We start from the raw sequence: 16693 nt of genomic DNA, 5'->3' as shown, positions 1-16693 counted from the left end.
CCGACAGGCTAACGGCCTGCAACGCGGCAACGGGTCCCAAGCGCCTCGGTCAGCCGGGCCGCCGCCCGCAACTCCATATTCCTGAGCATCTGGTTCGTCAGCACCTCCCATGCGCGTAGCCTCACCACCAGAACGTCAAGAACCGGGCAAGTCACCCTCGCGCATCAGTGGTCCCCGAGCCCAGACGAATTGAGCAACAGAGTCACCGGGGTCACCAAAGACTCCTTCGCCTGGATCCGCGGCGCGGGAGGCCACTGGCCCGGCGGAGCCCAAGACCTCCGCGAGTACGCCATGGCCGACTACCGACGCCTGGAGAACGAACTGCCCCATCTCACCCTCCGCCGGACCGGCTCGCTGACCTGGGCCGACACACCAGCGCAGGACACACGGCCGGGCCCAAGCCAATTCCGCATCGGACGAAGTGACATCGCAGCCCTGGAGCCCAACCTCCGACACCCACCCGACCAGGCCATCCACACCCCGAGCGACGCAGGCGTCGACCCAACGGCCATGACCCACGCACTCGCGGCAGCCGCCGGCGCCCACGGAGCAACCGTGCTCCACAACACCGCGGTCACCTCCTTGCAGGTGGCAGGCGGACACGTTGACGGAGTGCTGACTTCGACGGGGCTCCACGCCGCCACCACCATCGTTCTCACTGCAGGCGTACCCAAACTCTGCGAGCCGCTATCGGCCGACCTGGCCATTGCCGCCTCCCCGGCCACCCTCGCGCGGGTCACAGCACCGCCCGGCCTGGTCAAGACCATCATGGCCGGCCCTGGCTTCGAGGTCCGAGAGGTACGGGACGGCGACCTCTTGCTGGTCGTGCCGCACGTTGAAGGCACAGCAGCAGCGCGTGAGCAGGCCGCTCAAGACGCGTTCCAGCACCTGCAGGCGACCTTCCAGGAAAGCGACCAGTGCCGCCTGCTCATCGACGGAGCAAGCGGCCTCGACGTAGACCACCGCGTGCCACTCGCTGAAGCCTGGGACTCCGGAGCCTCCAACTGGACAGCGGCTGAACGCCAGGCCTACGCCAACGACCGCGCACTGATCGCCGTGTCCGCAAAATCGAACCGCAGCAAAGCCGACCAAGACCCGGCAACCTGGATGCCGCCCGCCGAAAGCGACCACTGCGACTACGCGAGGGACTGGATCGTCGTGAAGGTCCGCTGGCAGCTCGCCATCGACCCAGCCGAACAGACCGCACTCTCCGAAGACCTGACCCACTGCCCCAACGCCCCAGTGAAGGTCACCCTCGCCCGATAACGGAAACGCATCGCCCGATGCGTTCTTCGCCCGCTCCACCTCGGGGACGGCACTACAGATCTTGGCAGAGGCCGAAGATCCGAAGCTGAAGGAGATGAAGTCGCAGCTGCTGCGGATGCTCCGCCTCGAGGACATCTATGTGTGGGAGCGGGGAGCGATCGAGGCCTACTACCCGCCCCTGGAGGCGAACGAGTCGAACAACAAGAACGACCGGGCCCGGGGATTCTGCGAGCACTACACCACAGCAGACTCGATCCGTTCCCTGCCGGCCTTCCGCGAAGCCGCTGCATGCGAGTTCGACCTGGTCTTCGAAACCTTCTTCCGGTCGGCGCTGCCACTGCCCAACACGGCCGAGATTCCCGAACAGGCCGCATCAGCCGAGGACGCCGCGCCTGCTACGGCGGCTGCCACCGGCTGATCCCGCTCAGGTGGCTCCGCGGGAGAGACACCGAACCAGACGACGCCACGCAGCCGTTCACCGTCTCGGATCGGCTCCTGCGATCCTGTTGCTACGACGTCATAGCTCTCGTACAAGAGCATCAACGCGAGCTGCGCCTCGCCTGCACACAACAACTCACCGTCAACCTCTTTCGCCCCGCACGGGCCGCGCCCCTTGGAAGCAAGCACGCCCTACTGGGATCTCGGGCTGGAAGGCGTGCCCGAACGCTCAATGCGTCCCCGCCACACCCAGCCCGTGCACGCCGTACTCTCCCCCCGGATCAGACACCGAAGCAAGCGGCGCCGCAGACCTCCTCCACCGCGACCTCCTGGCCCAGTTCGGCATCTGAAACGAGACCATGCCCAACTGGCGCACGCCTCTGCTTCTCCCGTCAACTACCGCCAGGCGTGCGCCGAGCCGTGCCCCGACAGCAGCACCAGCCAGCGCCTGCAATCCGACAACCCACTGAGTTCTGCCCCGCACGGTCGGCGCCGCATCCGCCCGGAACCTGGCCCTCGCCCTTGTCCGCACCCGCTACACCAACTGGGCGGATGACGATGATGAGTTCACCCTGACAGCTCGGGACATTGGTCCCTACACAGATGAGGAGCGGCCGAACTTCAGGTGTGCGCCCCGCCGGCTCGGACTCCTGTCTGACCGCTGCGTGACAGCAGCCGACCTGGGTCAGCGACGCGCACGCGCGAGCAAGGCCGCATGCGGCAACGTCAGTAGACCTTCCTCGCCAGCAAACTCGGAGCTGAATAGATCGAAGTGACGCTTGATCTCGGCCCGGATCCGAGGCGTCTGGCTCTGCACCAGCTGCCCGCCGAAGGCCACTCCACTCGCAGGTCCGCTCCACCACTCGTCGGCGCTCGCGCGGTGATCCCAGCGCAAGATCTCGCACACCGCCTCGCGCAGCCCTGCCGCATCCATCAGCCCCGTCAGGCCGCTCTCGTCACGGGGAAAATCATCGTCAGAGGCCAGCCCTGCGGGCAGGTGTGGTGGACGCACCGCACCCGCGGCTTGGATCGCGCGGCCGATCACAGTCTGTCCTGCGGCCGGCGGCATCGCCCATATCGTCAACGCGATCCAACCATCCGGCCTCACGACACGGCGCAGTTCGGCCAGGGCCATCTTGGGCTGGCCCACGTGGTTCAGCACGAAGTTGGCCACGACGGCGTCGAACTCTCCGTCGGTGAAGGGGAGCCAACGAAGAGCGGCCACGCGCACGTCAGCCGCGGGTGCGGCCTGCTTGGCCAACTCGACCATGGTCGGCTCCGCATCCACGGCCGTCACCGTCGCCGCCCGGGCACACGCGGCAGCAGCGACCGTCCCCGGCCCAGTCCCTACATCCAGCACACGCGAGCCTGGCCCTACCTCGGCGGCATCGAGCAACTGCGGCACCGGATAGGCGCACAGCTTGGCGAAGCTTCCGGCATAAGCGGCACCCTGACCCGCCCATATGAGCCGCTCACTCTCGTCGAACGTCGTCATCGACACCGGCACCCTCCCCGACTGCAGCCAAGATCGGCATGTTGTCACGACCCTAACTCACCGTCTGACCAGCGCGGACAGCTCAGAAATAGGTGCTCACTCGAAGCCACTCGCGCTCTTCGAACCCCCGCTGATGACGCAACCCAGGACGTGGACAACGGACACTTTCAAACACTGCCCATAACTTGCACGCGATGCGCTGGCCCGATGAGATCCGCTCCCCGGAGACTCTGGCCCCGGCCTCGGTTGAGCTGTCCGAGGAAGAGATCGTCAAAGCCCTTGCTCTCATGGACGCGCTGGCCACCGACGACATCCCCGAAGACGTCGCCGTCGACCGGTACACCGAGGCGATCTCCAACCTGATCACCGCCAAAGAGAAGGGCACGGAGCCTCCGCACGCCGCCGAGGCGGAGGCGCCGACGGGGCGGAGGCGCCGACGGGGCGGTCGTCGACCTCATGGCCGCCCTCCAAGAGTCCGTGCAGAAGGCGAAGGCATCCCGCGGCGAGAGCGGCGAGCACGCGACCGTGCACGAGCTGCCGAAGAAGAAGACTGCGGCCAAGAATGCCGCCGCGAAGAAGACGGCCGCCAAGAAGACCACGGCGAAGAAGCCCAACAGGAAGTCGCCGGCGAAGAAGCCACAGCGCAGAGCCTAGAGAGACGTGAAGCCGACCACACATACGAGCGCAACGAGGGCTACCGCTGTAGTCAGCATCACCGGCCGCAGCATGCTCGTCCGGCCGGTCTCGGGCCCGGCAGCCTGGGCCGCACAACAGCAAGCTTCGCTGTTGAGGACGGGTGAGTCGAGCCAGTAGGCGCCGAGGAGCTCGGCGCGAACGGGGGTGCGGTCGGTGATCTCCATACCCAATCAACGATCAATATGATCAGCCCGCACGGCCCGTCAACGAAACGACCGGCAATCCACGCATCTGGTTGATTGTTCTCTCGCCACGCCATCCTGACCACGACCAAGGACAGCTCAACTGACCTGGGCAAGCCACACACGGAAGCGGGCGTTGAAGGGCTCAACGCCTTCGCGGAGTGCGGCTGACAGCGACTCAGCCGCACTCTGTGCGTGGCTGATGACGTGTGACGGATAACCATAGGCCTCCTGATGGCTGGCGAACTCATCCTCATCCACGATGGAGACGGATCGGTCTCCGCGCGTCCGACAGACGTCCAGATCCAGGTCGACCATGGTCACTTCACCCGGGTGTGGCCACTCAGACGGCGTGGTGACGTCGCAGTACACATCCAGCCTGGCGGGATCCTCCTGGAACAGAGCGGTCCACCAGCCATCACGGGGAAAGAGCATGACTCGTCGCTCTTGAGTGGCGTAGACCTCGCTCTCCTCCCCCTTGCTGTAGATCGTCCCGATCGGCGAACCAAGCCAAACTCCGTACTCGTCCTCACCCAGCCACACCATGGTGTAGTGCCAGTGCAGACTGCCGTCGAACTTACGGACAACGACCCGAACCTCTCCTCCGCCCATGGGCGGGAGACTACGATCTCCATGCTGGCCCGGTGAACCTTCCCAGTCGTCCGGGTCGTACCCCTCCGCTGCCAGGAGTTGGAGACCCAAAGCCGAGGCAACCGTTGACGGGACGGGCCCTGGTTTGCACAAATCCGCTCGCTGTTGGCAGCCACCGGCGCGATGCTGTCACGATGCCTGCAGAGCACGCTTACCACGACGAACTCGGCGACCACTTCGCGAAGAACGCCGACACCAGCCCCTATAACGCGCACACCGACCGGCCCGCGATGCTCGCCCTTGCGGGGGACGTTGCCGGGCTGAAGATTCTCGATGTCGGCTGCGGGGCCGGGCATTACGCGGCCGAACTCCTGGCGGGCGGTGCCGAGGTAGTCGGAATCGACGGCAGCGCAACTCTGCTGAGTCACGCGCGGGAGCGATTGGGCGACCGGGCCGAATTGCGCATGCACGACGCGGAGAAGCCTCTGGACTTCATCGACGACGACTCGTTCGACGGCGTCGTGTGCGCATTGATGCTCCACCACATCGCCGACCGGCCGCGTCTCCTGGGCGAGCTGCGACGCGTCCTGCGTCCCGGCGGGTGGCTGCTGGTCTCCACGACCCACCCGACGGCTGACTGGAGAAAATTCGGTGGCTCGTACTACGCCGACGACTGGGTAGACCTCCCGCTCGCCGGGGGACCGTTGGCAGCCCACTACCAGCGCATGCCGCTGGAAACGTTCCTGAACGAGCTGCTCGTCACCGGATTCATGCTTGAGAAACTCATCGAGCCTCGCCCTACTCCTGGCCTGCGAGAACTCGACGAAACGGCCTACAACAAGCTCCACCAGGCTCCGTGCTTCCTTGCGGTCAGGCTCCTGCGACCCTGACCGCACGCAATCCCTGCCTCCCGTCGACGTCCAGGAGCAAGCCGTCCAGCTGGCCGCCGATGAGCACCGCGTACGAGTGGTGTGCCAGCGGGCCAGGGCGGGGGTCGTCGTGCTCTGCGCCGTAGACCCGGCCGTTCAGCAGTTACTCGTCACCGTTCATCCGGCCAAGCCTTCCAGCCACCACCGACAACGCCACGGACGGCCGGGCCCCTGCACCCGGGGCGGCCGGGCCTTGGAAACAATTGTTTCCAAGCCGTTCGACTCCGCTCGAACTGCCGCAGCAGCCCCACGGCCAGAGTCCAGGGGCGGTCACCACGCCTTGCCGGCGTCAGGTGCGGAAGCGGGAGCCAGCCGCCGACCATCCCCGCAGCCGCGGGGCAACACCTGGCTACACCCGGACGTCGTGTCAAAGACCGGACCATCCCCGCAAGCGCGGGGACGACGGAGCCGGAGCCGGTCCACGGGTAAGCCCACGCGGACCATCCCCGCAGGCGCAGGGACGACGTAGTGCGGGCGATCGTCGCCACCCCGGACGTCGGATCATCCCCGCAGACGCGGGGACGACAGCGTGATCCAGGCGAATTCGTACTGCCCGAACGAACCATCCCCGCAAGGACTTCCGCCCCAGCCATGTCGCAGGCCTCATGTCCACTACACCTCGGGCAGGTACGCACCACGAGAGACAGGCCTTCCCGGTGACTCAGGCGAGGACGTTGACGGCGCGGGCGACCACCAGGCCGAGGATCAGCAGGGAGACCAGGGACTGCACGCCCATGGCGATCTTGGCCCAGGGGGCCAGGGGCATGACGTCGGTGGGGCTGAAGGCGGTGGCGTTGGTGAGTGCGAGGTAGAGGTAGTCGATGTAGCGGGGCCGCCAGCCGGAGCTGTTCAATCCGGGGTTGAGCTGCTGCGGGAATGCGAGCGCGGGCATCGGGGGCATGTGGTGGGCGCGGACGGCCGCTCCGCCGCTGTCGAGTTCGAAGTACAGCACGGAGAAAGCGAGGACGGTACAGACCCACACCGTGCCGCCGGTCTGCAGCAGGCTGTCGGCGGAGCCCGTCTCCTTCCCTCCGTGGATCAGGTCGTCGACCAGTTGGACGGTCGACCAGACGGCACTCAGCGCGAGCACGCACACCAAGGCGATCGACGCGGTACGCAGGACCGCCGAGCGGCGGCTGATCCTGCCCGGGTCACCGGCGATCAGTGCCAGCAGGAGGAGGCCCTCCACGGTGGGGAGGACCCAGCGTGGCGCCAGTCGGAGGTCGTCGGGGAGCAGGATGGTCAGCACCATGGCCGCGACGACGGCCCCCGCCATTGGCCACCGGTGCTCGCCGAAAGATTGGTGCGGTTCCGGGCACTCGGTCGGCTCGGGTGGGTGTCCGGTCACGATGGCAGGCCTTTGCGGTCGAATGCGACGTCGGACTCGGCGAGTCAGGGTTCGCGGGGCAGTACGACGTTCTCCAGCGGCTCCCCCGCGAGGTGGTGCAGGACCTGGGTGCGGATAAGCCGGAGAGCGCGTGGGCGGAACGCCGAGCTGTTGCCTCCGACGTGAGGACTGATGAGTGTGTGGGGCGCGTTCCACAGAGGGTGACCGGCCGGGAGCGGCTCGGGGTCCGTGACGTCGAGGGCGGCGTGCAGTCTGCCGGCCGAGACTTCGGTGAGCAGTGCGCCGGTGTCCACCACGGCGCCTCTGGAGACGTTCACCAGCAGGGAGCGGTCCGGCATCGAGGCGAGGAAGCGGGCGTCCACCAAGCCGCGCGTCCGGTCGGTGAGCGGGACGGTGAGGATCACCATGTCGGCCCGGGGCAGGAGCTCGGGCAGCTCGTCGATCGCGTGGACGCGGCCGCGCGGGACGGTGCCGACTGTGCGGGCGACGCGCAAGAACGCGCACTCGAAGGGGGCGATCCGGTCCTCGATCGCGGCGGCAATCGGGCCGTAGCCGACGAGCAGGAACGTGCGGTCCGCGAGCGCGGGACGGAAGCCTCCGCGCCACTCCTGGACGCCCTGGGCGCGAACGAAGTCGGGGATGCCGCGCAGGGACGCGAGAGTCAGCGTCACGGCCAGTTCGGCGGTGCTGGTGTCGTGGACCCCCCTGGCGTTGCAGAGAGCGACGCCCCGGGGAACGTGCTCCACCAGGTCGTCGACGCCGGCCGAGATGGACCGGACGACCCGCAGCCGTGCGGCCGTACGGGATGACGAAGAACTCCACACTGGCGAGGGTCTCGGCGTCCGGTGGGCTGCCGATGCCGTCCCACACCTCGACGGGCAGACCGTCGGGCAGGCCGCGCACGTCCGTTGCCGGGCACGGCAACAAGAACCGGGCGGCGCTCCGATCAGCGGGACGGTCCAAGGCATTCACGGGCCGAACGTAGACCATTGGTCATCGATGAGGGCGTGGACTCGACCGGCACCGTCCGCCGCATCCTCGTTCGGACGAACGGGGATGCGGCGGTTCACGAGGAAGGTCCGGGACCGGTGCCCGCTCCGGTCTCGTCGACGAGTCATACGCGTACACGGGCGCGGACCATCCCTGGCGGGCGCCGATGATCTCGACGTGGCAGGCACGGCCGACGCCCGGTGCCGAGGAGTGGCCCCGGCACGAGGTGCATGCCGGGAACAGGCACTCCCGGACAACGCCTCTCCAGTCTCGGCCCAGAACACGAGCCCGTGCCCGTCAAACCTGGCCCAGCCGGACCCAGGCTCAGCCGACCCACTGGCCGTCGTCCACGCCCCATCCGGCCGCGGAGACGTGCCGGTCTCCGCTGCCGACGTGTCCTGCCCCAGAAAACTGTGGGTACATCAAACCTGTGACCTGCAGTGCCCACGGTTCCGAGGGACGTCGGGCGGAGCGACGTCTCGAAGAACTGTGGGCAAGTCACTGTGCACAGGCCGGGCAGGCCTAGGGTCAGGAGAACCAGACGATGAGCCGTACGTTGGATGCGCCGTCGCTCAGCGCGCGCATCACGCTCCACGCGGGCCCCCAGTGCGAGGCATCGCCGGCCGCCTGCTCCCGGCTCCGCTTGCCGGAGACATCGGTCTCCTGCCAGTCGGCGGCAAGCAACTCGGCCCAGGTGATCCACGTCGTGCCGTGGACGCTGTCGAGCCCCCAGGCAGCGTGCTCGCCAGCCACGGTCTCGGAGACATCCACAGGGAGCCCACGGTCCGCGGCGAGGGGCTAAAGGCCAAGGCCATGAAGTTAGGGGCTGATCGGTGTTGTCAAGAGGATGTTGATGCTGAGGGTGGCTTGGTAGGTGCGTCGGTCGACTCGCAGGCTTTTGTAGGCGTATCGAGACAGTGGGCGTTTCACTGCGCGGGGACTGATGCGGAGACGTCGGCCGGGCATCGGGCGGGCCAGAACCGCTCGGCCGATGGCACCGACGAGGTCGATGGTGCTGTCCTCGATGATGCCGGCGGCCTGGATGAGCTGGTCGCGGGCGGTCTGTAGAGCGATGCTGAAACTGGCTCTGTCCGGGTCGGCACCTGCGCTGTCGGCCGCGTCGGTGATGACAATTCGGATGGCCTGATAGGTACTCAGGAGAGCGTAGATCTCCTGAGTGATCCCGGCCCAGGTTCTTGCACGAAGGACCCGCCGCCCCAGCATCGTTTTCTTGATCTCGAAGTAGGCCGACTCGACCTCCCATCGCTCGTGATACAGCTTGACCAGGTCGAATGCCGGGTAGCGGCGGGCATCGAGCAGGGTGGTGGCCAACCGGTAGACACCGGTGTTGCGTCCGCCGGATGTGGCGATGGTGATCTCGCACTCGATGATCCGGACTTCGAGCGGGCCGAACCGGGACAGGAAGGATCCGTCTTCGAGCCGGCGCAGGCAGGGCGGCTTGCGGATGGCGCTGAGGCGGGCCAGGAAGTCGGCCCCGGTGGCGGCGACGGAGGCCAGGAACGCGTTGGTGGCGAAGCCGCGGTCCAAGAGCACGATCATGCGGTGGTGAAGAGAACGCATGAGTCGTTGGCCGTAGACGGTCTCACCGCTGCTGCGGGGGCCGAAAGCCGCGTCGATGATGGCCCGGGTGCCGCAGGCGACCAGCGCAGTCAGGCAGATCTGCGGATAACCGGAAGCCGCGGCGTACTGGTTGGAGACCTTCCCCAAATGGGCCCGGTGGGTTGGGCTGTCGGGAACATCGAGGTAGGTGCCGTCGATCGCGACGGTCAGCATTCCCCTCCAGCGGGCGCCGCCCGTCCGGATCGCGGACGCTGGTCCACGAAGCAGATCGAACAGGTGCCGCACCGGCCCAGCTCCGAGGCGGGTCCGGGCATCCCATAACGCTGTCGCCGTGACGGTGGGAATCGACGCAGCCTCCAGGCCGGCCGTGAGTTTGCGCCAGACGGCCAGATAGCCACAGTCCTCGAACAAGGTGGCGGCCATCAGCAGGTAGACCACGACACGGGCAGGCAGTTTCCGCAGCCGGCGCTGGCCGGCGCTGGTCTCGGCGAGGACGGCATCGACCATCTCGAACGGCACGATCCGGGTCAGTTCCCCCACATGTCCAGGCGCGAACACGCCCTCGGATACCACGATTTCACGAGTGATGACACACTGGCCTGACAGCGGAGCCTCCGGTGCTGTGAACGGCTTGTCTTGGCGGACCAGTCAGTTCTACCGGGGCTCCGCTTCCTGCGTCAGGCCATCACGCAGAACACCTTCCCACCAGCGCAAACACCCTTAACTTCATGGCCTTGGCCTAAAGGCCGGGGCATCCTCGGAGGAATCCGGTGACACCTACGGCTTGGCCGACGAGGTGATCGGCGATCCGGCCGGGGCTGCGGAGTCCGGCACCCCCGCGTAGTCGGGCAGCTCGACGCCGTTGATCGCGCGCCCGACCAGCTCCGTGAACCATTCGCTGGCGAAATCGGGGCCCGGCTCGGCGTCTGGCCCGGGGACGTCGCGGCTGCGGGCGTTCAACCGGCCGATCTCCTGGTTGGCCTCGACGAACGAGCGCATCCGCGCCTCGTAGCGGGCGAACCCGGCGTCGGGGTCCCATCCGGCAGCGGCTAGCTCTCCGGCCAGCAGGTAGGCACCGACCAGGGCCAGCCCGGTGCCCTGCCCGGACATCGGCGACGAGCTGAACGCCGCGTCCCCGAGCAACCCCACCCGTCCACTCGACCAGCGGTCCATCACCACCTGGGCGACCTGGTCGAGGTAGAAGTCCGGGGTGTCGTCCAGGTACGCGAGGATGTCCGGAGTCAACCAGCCCAGGCCCGCCATCCGCTCCCGCAACAGGACCTTCTGGGCCGCGACGTCACGGTGGTCGACGTCGAAGTCGGCCGAGGCGAAGTAGAACATGGCCATCGCCCGGGTGGCGTCCTGGATGGGCCGCAGGAGGGCGGAGCGCCCGGACTCCTGATCCTGGCACTCGAGCAGCCAGCGGTCCAGCCCGAACTCGTTGGGCACACTGTAGAAGGCCAGCACGTGCCCGAGGTGGCGGAGGAACCGCTCATGCGGCCCGAAGACCATCGCTCGCAGCTCCGAGTGCAGCCCGTCTGCCCCGACCACCAAGTCGAAGCGCCGCCGGTTGCCGCCCGCGAAGACCACGTCGACCCCGTCCGCGTCCTGGGCGAGCTCGGCGATTCGGTCGCCGAAGACGTACTCGACGCCGTCGCTGGTGTCGTCGTAGAGCACCTGGGACAGGTCCCCGCGTAGGATCTCGATGTCCGCGATGAACCCGTCGCCACCGTCGTCGTCGGCACGGAAGGTCTCCAGCACCTGCCCGTCCGCGTCCACGGTGTGCGCGCCGGCGGTGTCGGTGCACGCCGCGCGCACCGCCGCGTCCAACCCCATGCGCCCGATGGCCTCCTTGGCGACCCCGCGCGCGTCCACCGCCTGCCCGCCGGAACGCAGCTCGGGAGCCCGCTCCACCACGGTCACCTCAGCCCCCCGCCGGCGCAGCCAGTGGGCCAGCGCGGGTCCTGCGATGCTCGCCCCCGCCACCAACACCCTGGGACCGCTCACTCGCATCCCCTGCCCGCCCGTCCGGATCGCGTGCCCCTGGTCGGAGTCGTCGACGCTCATCACTGTCTCCATGTGCTTCCTCCCGCGCTGGAACGTTCCCAGCACAGGCCCATCGCTGTCGGTGTATCCAGCCGTATCGACCACGGATCCGCACAAAACTCATCGGTCACGGCAGACATTGATGAGAAACGCCAACTCCGGTAAGACTCACATCAAGCCAGACTGGTGTAAACCAGCCTGTCAGCTAGGCCGCCGCCTGAGTAGCTGCTGTCTTTCCGATCTTGAGAGATGCGCATCGAACGGGAGTCCCGATTGGGTGATCGTGGGGCGCTTGGCGCATACGGACAGGGCCTCCTGAACAGCTCGTTGGTGTCGAATCACTGAGCAGCAGGAGGCCCTGATGCAGCAGTCTTCCGTACCGACGGCCGGGCAGTCCAGCTCGGTCGCCTGGGAGTGTGACTGCCTGGCTCACCGGTTCGGAAACGCCGCCGATAACGGGTTGCGGCAGCCGCGCTACTCGACGGACATGACGGACGTGGAGTGGGCGGCCGTCCTGCCGTTGCTGCCGCTGCCGGGCTGGATGCGCGGTCGCGGCGGCCGGCCGGAGGCGTACTGCCACCGGGCTGTACTCGATGCGATCCGCTACCTCGTGGACAACGGCATCAAGTGGCGGGCGATGCCGGCCGACTTCCCGTCGTGGGACCGGGTATACGCGTTCTTCCGCCGCTGGCGCGACCATGGCCTGGTCACGGAGTTCCACGACCGGCTACGTGCGCAGGCCCGCGAGAAGGCGGGCCGCGACGCGGAGCCGACGGCCGGGGTGATCGACTCGCAGTCGGTGAAGGCGGACGCTGTTGTCGGTGCGGACAGTCGCGGGTTCGACGGCGGCAAGCTGGTCAACGGGCGCAAGCGGCACGTCGTGGTCGACACTCTCGGCCTGCTGCTCGGGGTGATGGTCACCGCCGCGGATGTCGGCGACCGCGCCGCCGCCCGGGTGCTGCTTGGACGGGTGGCCGACGCGCATCACCGCCTCGCCCTGGTCTGGGCCGACGGCGGCTACACCGGCAGCCTCGTCGAGCACTGCCTGGCCGCGTTCGCGCTCGTCCTGGCCATCGTCAAACGCAGCGACGACCTTCGCGGCTTCGTGGTGCTGCCCCGGCGGTGGATCGTCGAGCGCCTCTTCGCCCACCTGATGCGCACCCGCCGCCTGGCACGCGACTACGAACGCCGCACCACCAGCGCCGAGGCGATGATCTACTGGTCGATGACCCTGCTCATGACCCGCCGCCTTGCCCGCTCATGACCGAAGCCAGCGTGAACCGGCCCGGCGCGGGCTCGGCCAGCCAGCCACGCGCGACCAGTCGTTTCGCCTTCGACGGCAATGCCTCCACCCGCGAGCCAGGCCAGCCCCTCATGCCAGCACCTGCGACTTCGGCTTCGCCGCATCCCGGGGAGCCGACTGGGCGTCCACATCCCGCGGACCCGGGGTGACCTCCATGCCGGCGGTGTTGCCCCTCAACCGAAGGCGGCCAGGGAGACCGGCTGCCACTGGCGCCAGGTGTGCAGACGCTCCTCGTAGAGACCGGCGACGTCGGTGAGGGACTTGCCGAGGAAGATCCGCAGCGGGGGCTGGTCCGCGTCGACGATCCGAAGGATCGCGTCGCGGGTGGCGCGCGGGTCGCCGACCTCGAAATCCTGTGCAGTGGCCGCGTGGACTTCGGTGTAGTCCGGATGCCGCTTACTGTGCCGTGCCCCGCGGGCCAGCCAGTCGGTCGCGTAGGGGCCGGGCTCGATGTTGGTGATGTGGATGCCGAAGGCTGCCACTTCTTGCGCCAGGGACTCCGACAACCCCTCGAGAGCCCATTTGGAGGCGTGGTACGCACCGATGCCGGGGAAGGCACGTACGCCGCCCTCGCTGGTCACCTGCAGGATCCTTCCGGATCGTTGGGCCCGCATGAGGGGCAGGACGGCCTGCGTGACCCATACCGCGCCGAAGAAGTTGGTCTCCATCTGAGCCCGGAGTTCGTCCTCGTCAATCTCCTCGACCATGCCGAAATGCCCGTAGCCGGCATTGTTGACTGCGATGTCCAGCGAACCGAAATGCGAGTGGGCGCGCTGTACGGCCGCATGCACCGCGGCACGGTCGGTGACGTCGAGCCGGACCGGCAATACCGCATCCCCGTATCGCTCGACCAAAGGGGTTAGCTGGCCGACGTCCCGAGCCGTCGCCACGACGTGATCGCCGCGTTCGAGCGCGGCGTCCGCCCACTCGCGGCCGAACCCCCTCGAACTGCCCGTGATGAACCACGTCTTCGCCATGGTTGGTGCTCCCTATGGGTGGATCGCTTGCTGTTGCTACTCCATCGTGTTGCCGACCGAGACATTCCACCAGCGAGGGTCTTGCATAGGAGACATGCGGTCCCGGAATGTGTCAGGATGACGGCATGGCCGACTTCACCCTCACCGGCCTGCGCGTCATTCAGGCCGTAGTCGACACCGGATCGTTTACCGCCGCGGCCGACGCGCTCGGATACACGCAGTCAGCGGTGTCCCGTCAGGTGGCGGCGATGGAAGCCGCCGCGGGCGCACCGCTGTTCGTCCGGGGCGCCCGCGGGGTTGCTCCCTCCCCCGCGGGCATGATGCTCGCCCGCCGAGCTGCGACAGCCCTCAACGAGATCGATGCCGTCAGCACAGACCTCGCCGGGCTGCAGGACCACCTCACCGGACGAGTCGTCATCGCCGCGTTCCCCTCGGCCGCCGCCGTGCTCGTCCCCAGAGCATTGGCCCGCCTCCGAAACGACCACCCGGGTCTGATCGTCGAGTTCAGCGAGGCATCCTCGCCCACGCAGCTTCGCCAACTCCGCGCTCACCGCATCGACGTCGCAGTGATCGGTGTGGGGCCGGACCTGCCCGCCTACGATTTCGAGGGACTGCCCCGCGACCTGCTTCTGGACGGCAGCCTCCTGCTCGCCGTGCCCGCGAACCACCGGTTCGCCGGCCGCGGAACCATCCCGGTGACCGAGCTGCGGGACGAAGCCTGGATCGTCGGCAAGGGCCTCCGCGATGACCCCCAGTTCGGCGCCTGGCCAACCCTCGACCACCCGCAGATCGCCTACGCCGCCCGCGAATGGCCCACTCGCCTGGGTCTTGTCGCCGCCGGTCTCGGCATTGCCGTACTGCCCGAACTCGCCGCCGCGGCGGTCCCCAGCGGCGTCCGCACCGTCCACGTCGACGACCCCGCCTGGCTCGGCCGAGCCACTGTCGCCGTCACGGTCCGCAACCGCTCTCCCGAGGTGACGGCCACCGTGAAGGCGCTCCGCCACGAGGCCGCACAGCTTCGTGCGGTGCCATAACGCCGCACCCGGCAAGGAAATCCACTCTGCGACATGACCGCACCGTCAACTGACACGCTCGACGCATAGCCCAGCCGGCCAGCAGAATCATGGCCTCGATCACTGCGCTGGCCGACGCGCCGCAGGGCCGGCTGCGCCGCGTTGAGAACGGGCGCCAGCCGGACTGGGCACCGTACCCAGCCGCGCACACCTGCGGTTCGCCGTGACAGCAGGGCGCAGGAGTCGGCTCAGGCACGCCGCCTGGCACGCGACTATGAGCGGCGCACCACCGGTCTGCTGGTCGATGACGCTGTTCATGACGCGCCGCCTGGCCCGGGCACACCCTGCGCGAGCGTGAACCGGCCCGGCGCGGGCTCGGCCAGCCAGCCACGCGCGACCAGTCGTTTCGCCTTCGACCGCAGTGCCTCCACCCGCGCCGGCACCACGTCCATGCCGAACCCTGCGGCCATCTCCTGGCAGGTCAGCGGCCCTTGATGGAGCCGGAGGCGGTCCGGGAGGGTCTGCAGGATGCGCTGGTAGTCCACCGACAGCACCGACCAGTCCTGCCCCTCACGCCACACCGGCACCTGCGACTTCGGCTTCACCGCACTCCGGGGCGCCGACGGCGCGTCCGGGTCCTGCGGATCCCCGGCTGGTCAACCACGCCATGACTAGAGTGGCTGACGCGCTCGCGGACGATCTGGAGCGATACAGCTCTGCCGCGCAAAGGGTTCGCCCTTTCGGTAGTGCGAGATCCTGTATGCGTTGTACGGGACCGTGTTCGCTGGAAGCTGGTCGGCGCCGTGCCACGAGATGCCCGCACACTTGTGGGGCTCCGCGTTGAACGGTTCTCCCTCCCAGCCAGTTGTGGCGAAGAACCAGCCCACGCGGCTGTGCCCCTCGCGATTTCGGAAGTGCATCACCTGAACTGGGCGCAGGGAGGCGGGGGTGATGTGGAGTCCGACCTCTTCCCGGGTTTCGCGGATGGCGGCGTCGAGAACGCCTTCGCCGGGGTCGACCTTGCCGTAGGGGAGGCACAGGAGGCCGTCGTCGTAGCCGGTGCCGGCGCGTTCTATAGCGTCAGGGGCGGCTACCCGGTGTCCGGGTAACCGCCCCTGTAGTGCTCTGGATCTACTTTCCCTTGGCGGCTTCCTTAAGCTTGGAGCCCGCGGCCACCTTCACGCTGTAGCCGGCGGGGATCAGGCGCCCGCTGACGCGCCGATCAAAGAGGGCTGCAGCGACCACCCCAAGAAGTGCACGGACGGCTTCGACCACTTCTTCCATGCCGTGGTCCCCGACAACCTCGCCGACGATGTCCGGGCCGTGTGGGACGACGCCGTCGCGGCGCCCGAGTGGGAGGGCCCGCCGGCGTGGGGGCATGGCGACCTCCATCCCGCGAACGTCGTCGTCTCGGACGGAACGCTCTCGGGCATCGTCGATTTCGGCGGCCTGTTTGCTGGCGATCCGGCGTGGGACCTCGCCGCGGCCTGGGTGCTGCTGCCCGCGGGCACAGCCTCGCGGTTCTTCGACACGTACGCGCATGCAGACGACGCGGCGATCCGGCGCGCCCGTGGACTGGCCACGATGAAGAGCCTCTTTTTGCTGCTCATGGGGCAGAACGGAGACCGGGGCCTTCCCGGCGGCAAACCGAACTGGGGACCTGCAGGCCGGGCGGCACTTGATCGTGTTCTGAAGGGCGTTTGATGTCTGCCTCTTCGAACTTGTTCTCGATCTTGGTTGAGTGGCCGTTTGGCAGTCCACCTTCGTGGGTTCATCGACCAGTGAGGCTGATCCTTTGGAGTGGACACCCTGGCAATGGATCTTGATGGTCCAGGGAG

At 67.9% G+C, this 16693-nt stretch carries 16 protein-coding genes and 4 pseudogenes; 8 read left to right on the top strand and 12 right to left on the bottom strand.

Annotated elements, in window-relative coordinates:
* The first annotated feature begins 189 nt into the window (after window positions 1-189).
* From OG758_RS48435 to OG758_RS48425, 3 genes and pseudogenes are all read left to right on the top strand, one after another.
* Window positions 190-1266: an FAD-dependent oxidoreductase gene (locus OG758_RS48435; protein WP_326715740.1), complete on the top strand. Its 1077-nt coding sequence runs from the start codon at window positions 190-192 to the stop codon at window positions 1264-1266.
* A gap of 61 nt (window positions 1267-1327) precedes the next feature.
* A complete protein-coding gene (locus tag OG758_RS48430; RefSeq protein WP_326715739.1) occupies window positions 1328-1684 on the top strand; it encodes a hypothetical protein in 357 nt (118 codons plus the stop codon).
* Between the two features lie 493 nt (window positions 1685-2177).
* Window positions 2178-2286 (top strand): annotated as a pseudogene (locus OG758_RS48425) (glycosyltransferase); the annotation flags it as partial.
* A gap of 103 nt (window positions 2287-2389) precedes the next feature.
* Here OG758_RS48425 and OG758_RS48420 read toward each other — a convergent pair.
* Window positions 2390-3199, bottom strand: coding sequence for a class I SAM-dependent methyltransferase (locus OG758_RS48420; RefSeq protein WP_326715738.1), 810 nt, complete (start codon window positions 3197-3199; stop codon window positions 2390-2392).
* Between the two features lie 456 nt (window positions 3200-3655).
* On the opposite strand from OG758_RS48420, the gene OG758_RS48415 reads away from it, so the two are divergent.
* Complete coding sequence (locus tag OG758_RS48415; RefSeq protein WP_326715737.1) at window positions 3656-3853, top strand: hypothetical protein; 198 nt, start codon at window positions 3656-3658, stop codon at window positions 3851-3853.
* On the opposite strand, the gene OG758_RS48410 is transcribed toward OG758_RS48415, so the two are convergent.
* Both OG758_RS48410 and OG758_RS48405 read right to left on the bottom strand, forming a co-directional pair.
* The gene (locus OG758_RS48410; RefSeq protein ID WP_326715736.1) at window positions 3850-4059 is read right to left on the bottom strand and encodes a hypothetical protein; all 210 of its coding nucleotides are present in this window, start codon (window positions 4057-4059) and stop codon (window positions 3850-3852) included. The genes OG758_RS48415 and OG758_RS48410 overlap by 4 nt on opposite strands.
* A gap of 117 nt (window positions 4060-4176) precedes the next feature.
* On the bottom strand, window positions 4177-4689 hold the full coding sequence (locus OG758_RS48405) for a DUF402 domain-containing protein (protein ID WP_326715735.1): 513 nt from the start codon (window positions 4687-4689) through the stop codon (window positions 4177-4179).
* 173 nt (window positions 4690-4862) lie between these two features.
* Between OG758_RS48405 and OG758_RS48400 the strand changes: the two genes are divergently transcribed.
* The gene (locus OG758_RS48400) at window positions 4863-5558 is read left to right on the top strand and encodes a class I SAM-dependent methyltransferase (RefSeq protein ID WP_326715734.1); all 696 of its coding nucleotides are present in this window, start codon (window positions 4863-4865) and stop codon (window positions 5556-5558) included.
* Window positions 5559-6258: 700 nt separating this feature from the next.
* Here the strand turns inward: OG758_RS48400 and OG758_RS48395 are convergent.
* The 5 genes and pseudogenes from OG758_RS48395 to OG758_RS48375 form a co-directional block, all read right to left on the bottom strand.
* Window positions 6259-6849 (bottom strand): hypothetical protein, encoded by a 591-nt coding sequence (locus tag OG758_RS48395; protein WP_326715733.1) that lies wholly within the window; start codon window positions 6847-6849, stop codon window positions 6259-6261.
* Between the two features lie 140 nt (window positions 6850-6989).
* Window positions 6990-7935, bottom strand: a pseudogene (locus OG758_RS48390) (2-hydroxyacid dehydrogenase).
* A gap of 528 nt (window positions 7936-8463) precedes the next feature.
* A complete protein-coding gene (locus tag OG758_RS48385) occupies window positions 8464-8688 on the bottom strand; it encodes a hypothetical protein (protein ID WP_326715731.1) in 225 nt (74 codons plus the stop codon).
* Between the two features lie 66 nt (window positions 8689-8754).
* Window positions 8755-10056: an IS4 family transposase gene (locus OG758_RS48380; protein ID WP_326715730.1), complete on the bottom strand. Its 1302-nt coding sequence runs from the start codon at window positions 10054-10056 to the stop codon at window positions 8755-8757.
* 237 nt (window positions 10057-10293) lie between these two features.
* On the bottom strand, window positions 10294-11583 hold the full coding sequence (locus OG758_RS48375; RefSeq protein WP_326715729.1) for an FAD-dependent monooxygenase: 1290 nt from the start codon (window positions 11581-11583) through the stop codon (window positions 10294-10296).
* Window positions 11584-12049: 466 nt separating this feature from the next.
* Here OG758_RS48375 and OG758_RS48370 point away from each other — a divergent pair, with 466 nt between their 5' ends.
* Window positions 12050-12826, top strand: a complete 777-nt coding sequence (locus OG758_RS48370; RefSeq protein WP_326716287.1) for an IS5 family transposase — start codon at window positions 12050-12052, stop codon at window positions 12824-12826.
* Window positions 12827-13038: 212 nt separating this feature from the next.
* Here OG758_RS48370 and OG758_RS48365 read toward each other — a convergent pair whose 3' ends face one another.
* A complete protein-coding gene (locus OG758_RS48365; protein ID WP_326715728.1) occupies window positions 13039-13842 on the bottom strand; it encodes an SDR family NAD(P)-dependent oxidoreductase in 804 nt (267 codons plus the stop codon).
* A 125-nt stretch (window positions 13843-13967) separates the two neighbouring features.
* Here OG758_RS48365 and OG758_RS48360 point away from each other — a divergent pair, with 125 nt between their 5' ends.
* A complete protein-coding gene (locus tag OG758_RS48360) occupies window positions 13968-14876 on the top strand; it encodes a LysR family transcriptional regulator (RefSeq protein ID WP_326715727.1) in 909 nt (302 codons plus the stop codon).
* Window positions 14877-15169: 293 nt separating this feature from the next.
* Here the strand turns inward: OG758_RS48360 and OG758_RS48355 are convergent.
* From OG758_RS48355 to OG758_RS48345, 3 genes and pseudogenes are all read right to left on the bottom strand, one after another.
* Window positions 15170-15463 (bottom strand): annotated as a pseudogene (locus OG758_RS48355) (hypothetical protein); the annotation flags it as partial.
* Window positions 15464-15526: 63 nt separating this feature from the next.
* Window positions 15527-15895, bottom strand: a complete 369-nt coding sequence (locus tag OG758_RS48350) for an NUDIX domain-containing protein (protein WP_326716286.1) — start codon at window positions 15893-15895, stop codon at window positions 15527-15529.
* A 91-nt stretch (window positions 15896-15986) separates the two neighbouring features.
* Window positions 15987-16055 (bottom strand): annotated as a pseudogene (locus tag OG758_RS48345) (HU family DNA-binding protein); the annotation flags it as partial.
* Between the two features lie 87 nt (window positions 16056-16142).
* Between OG758_RS48345 and OG758_RS48340 the strand changes: the two are divergent.
* Window positions 16143-16559, top strand: a complete 417-nt coding sequence (locus tag OG758_RS48340) for a phosphotransferase (protein ID WP_442810404.1) — start codon at window positions 16143-16145, stop codon at window positions 16557-16559.
* The last annotated feature ends 134 nt before the right edge of the window (window positions 16560-16693 follow it).

It is taken from the genome of Streptomyces sp. NBC_01474, assembly GCF_035918215.1.
Classification (GTDB): Bacteria; Actinomycetota; Actinomycetes; order Streptomycetales; family Streptomycetaceae; genus Streptomyces; species Streptomyces aureus.
The sequence above is the reverse complement of the archived record's forward strand: the minus strand, read 5'-3'. Positions and strand labels throughout refer to the sequence as shown.

Bases quoted from the DNA above. Each gene is read 5' to 3' on its own strand.
- OG758_RS48420 (WP_326715738.1), bottom strand. From the start codon at position 3,199: ATGACGACGTTCGACGAGAGTGAGCGGCTCATATGGGCGGGTCAGGGT.
- OG758_RS48415 (WP_326715737.1), top strand. From the start codon at position 3,656: ATGGCCGCCCTCCAAGAGTCCGTGCAGAAGGCGAAGGCATCCCGCGGC.
- OG758_RS48410 (WP_326715736.1), bottom strand. From the start codon at position 4,059: ATGGAGATCACCGACCGCACCCCCGTTCGCGCCGAGCTCCTCGGCGCC.
- OG758_RS48405 (WP_326715735.1), bottom strand. From the start codon at position 4,689: ATGGGCGGAGGAGAGGTTCGGGTCGTTGTCCGTAAGTTCGACGGCAGT.
- OG758_RS48400 (WP_326715734.1), top strand. From the start codon at position 4,863: ATGCCTGCAGAGCACGCTTACCACGACGAACTCGGCGACCACTTCGCG.
- OG758_RS48395 (WP_326715733.1), bottom strand. From the start codon at position 6,849: ATGGTGCTGACCATCCTGCTCCCCGACGACCTCCGACTGGCGCCACGC.
- OG758_RS48375 (WP_326715729.1), bottom strand. From the start codon at position 11,583: ATGAGCGTCGACGACTCCGACCAGGGGCACGCGATCCGGACGGGCGGG.
- OG758_RS48370 (WP_326716287.1), top strand. From the start codon at position 12,050: ATGACGGACGTGGAGTGGGCGGCCGTCCTGCCGTTGCTGCCGCTGCCG.
- OG758_RS48365 (WP_326715728.1), bottom strand. From the start codon at position 13,842: ATGGCGAAGACGTGGTTCATCACGGGCAGTTCGAGGGGGTTCGGCCGC.
- OG758_RS48360 (WP_326715727.1), top strand. From the start codon at position 13,968: ATGGCCGACTTCACCCTCACCGGCCTGCGCGTCATTCAGGCCGTAGTC.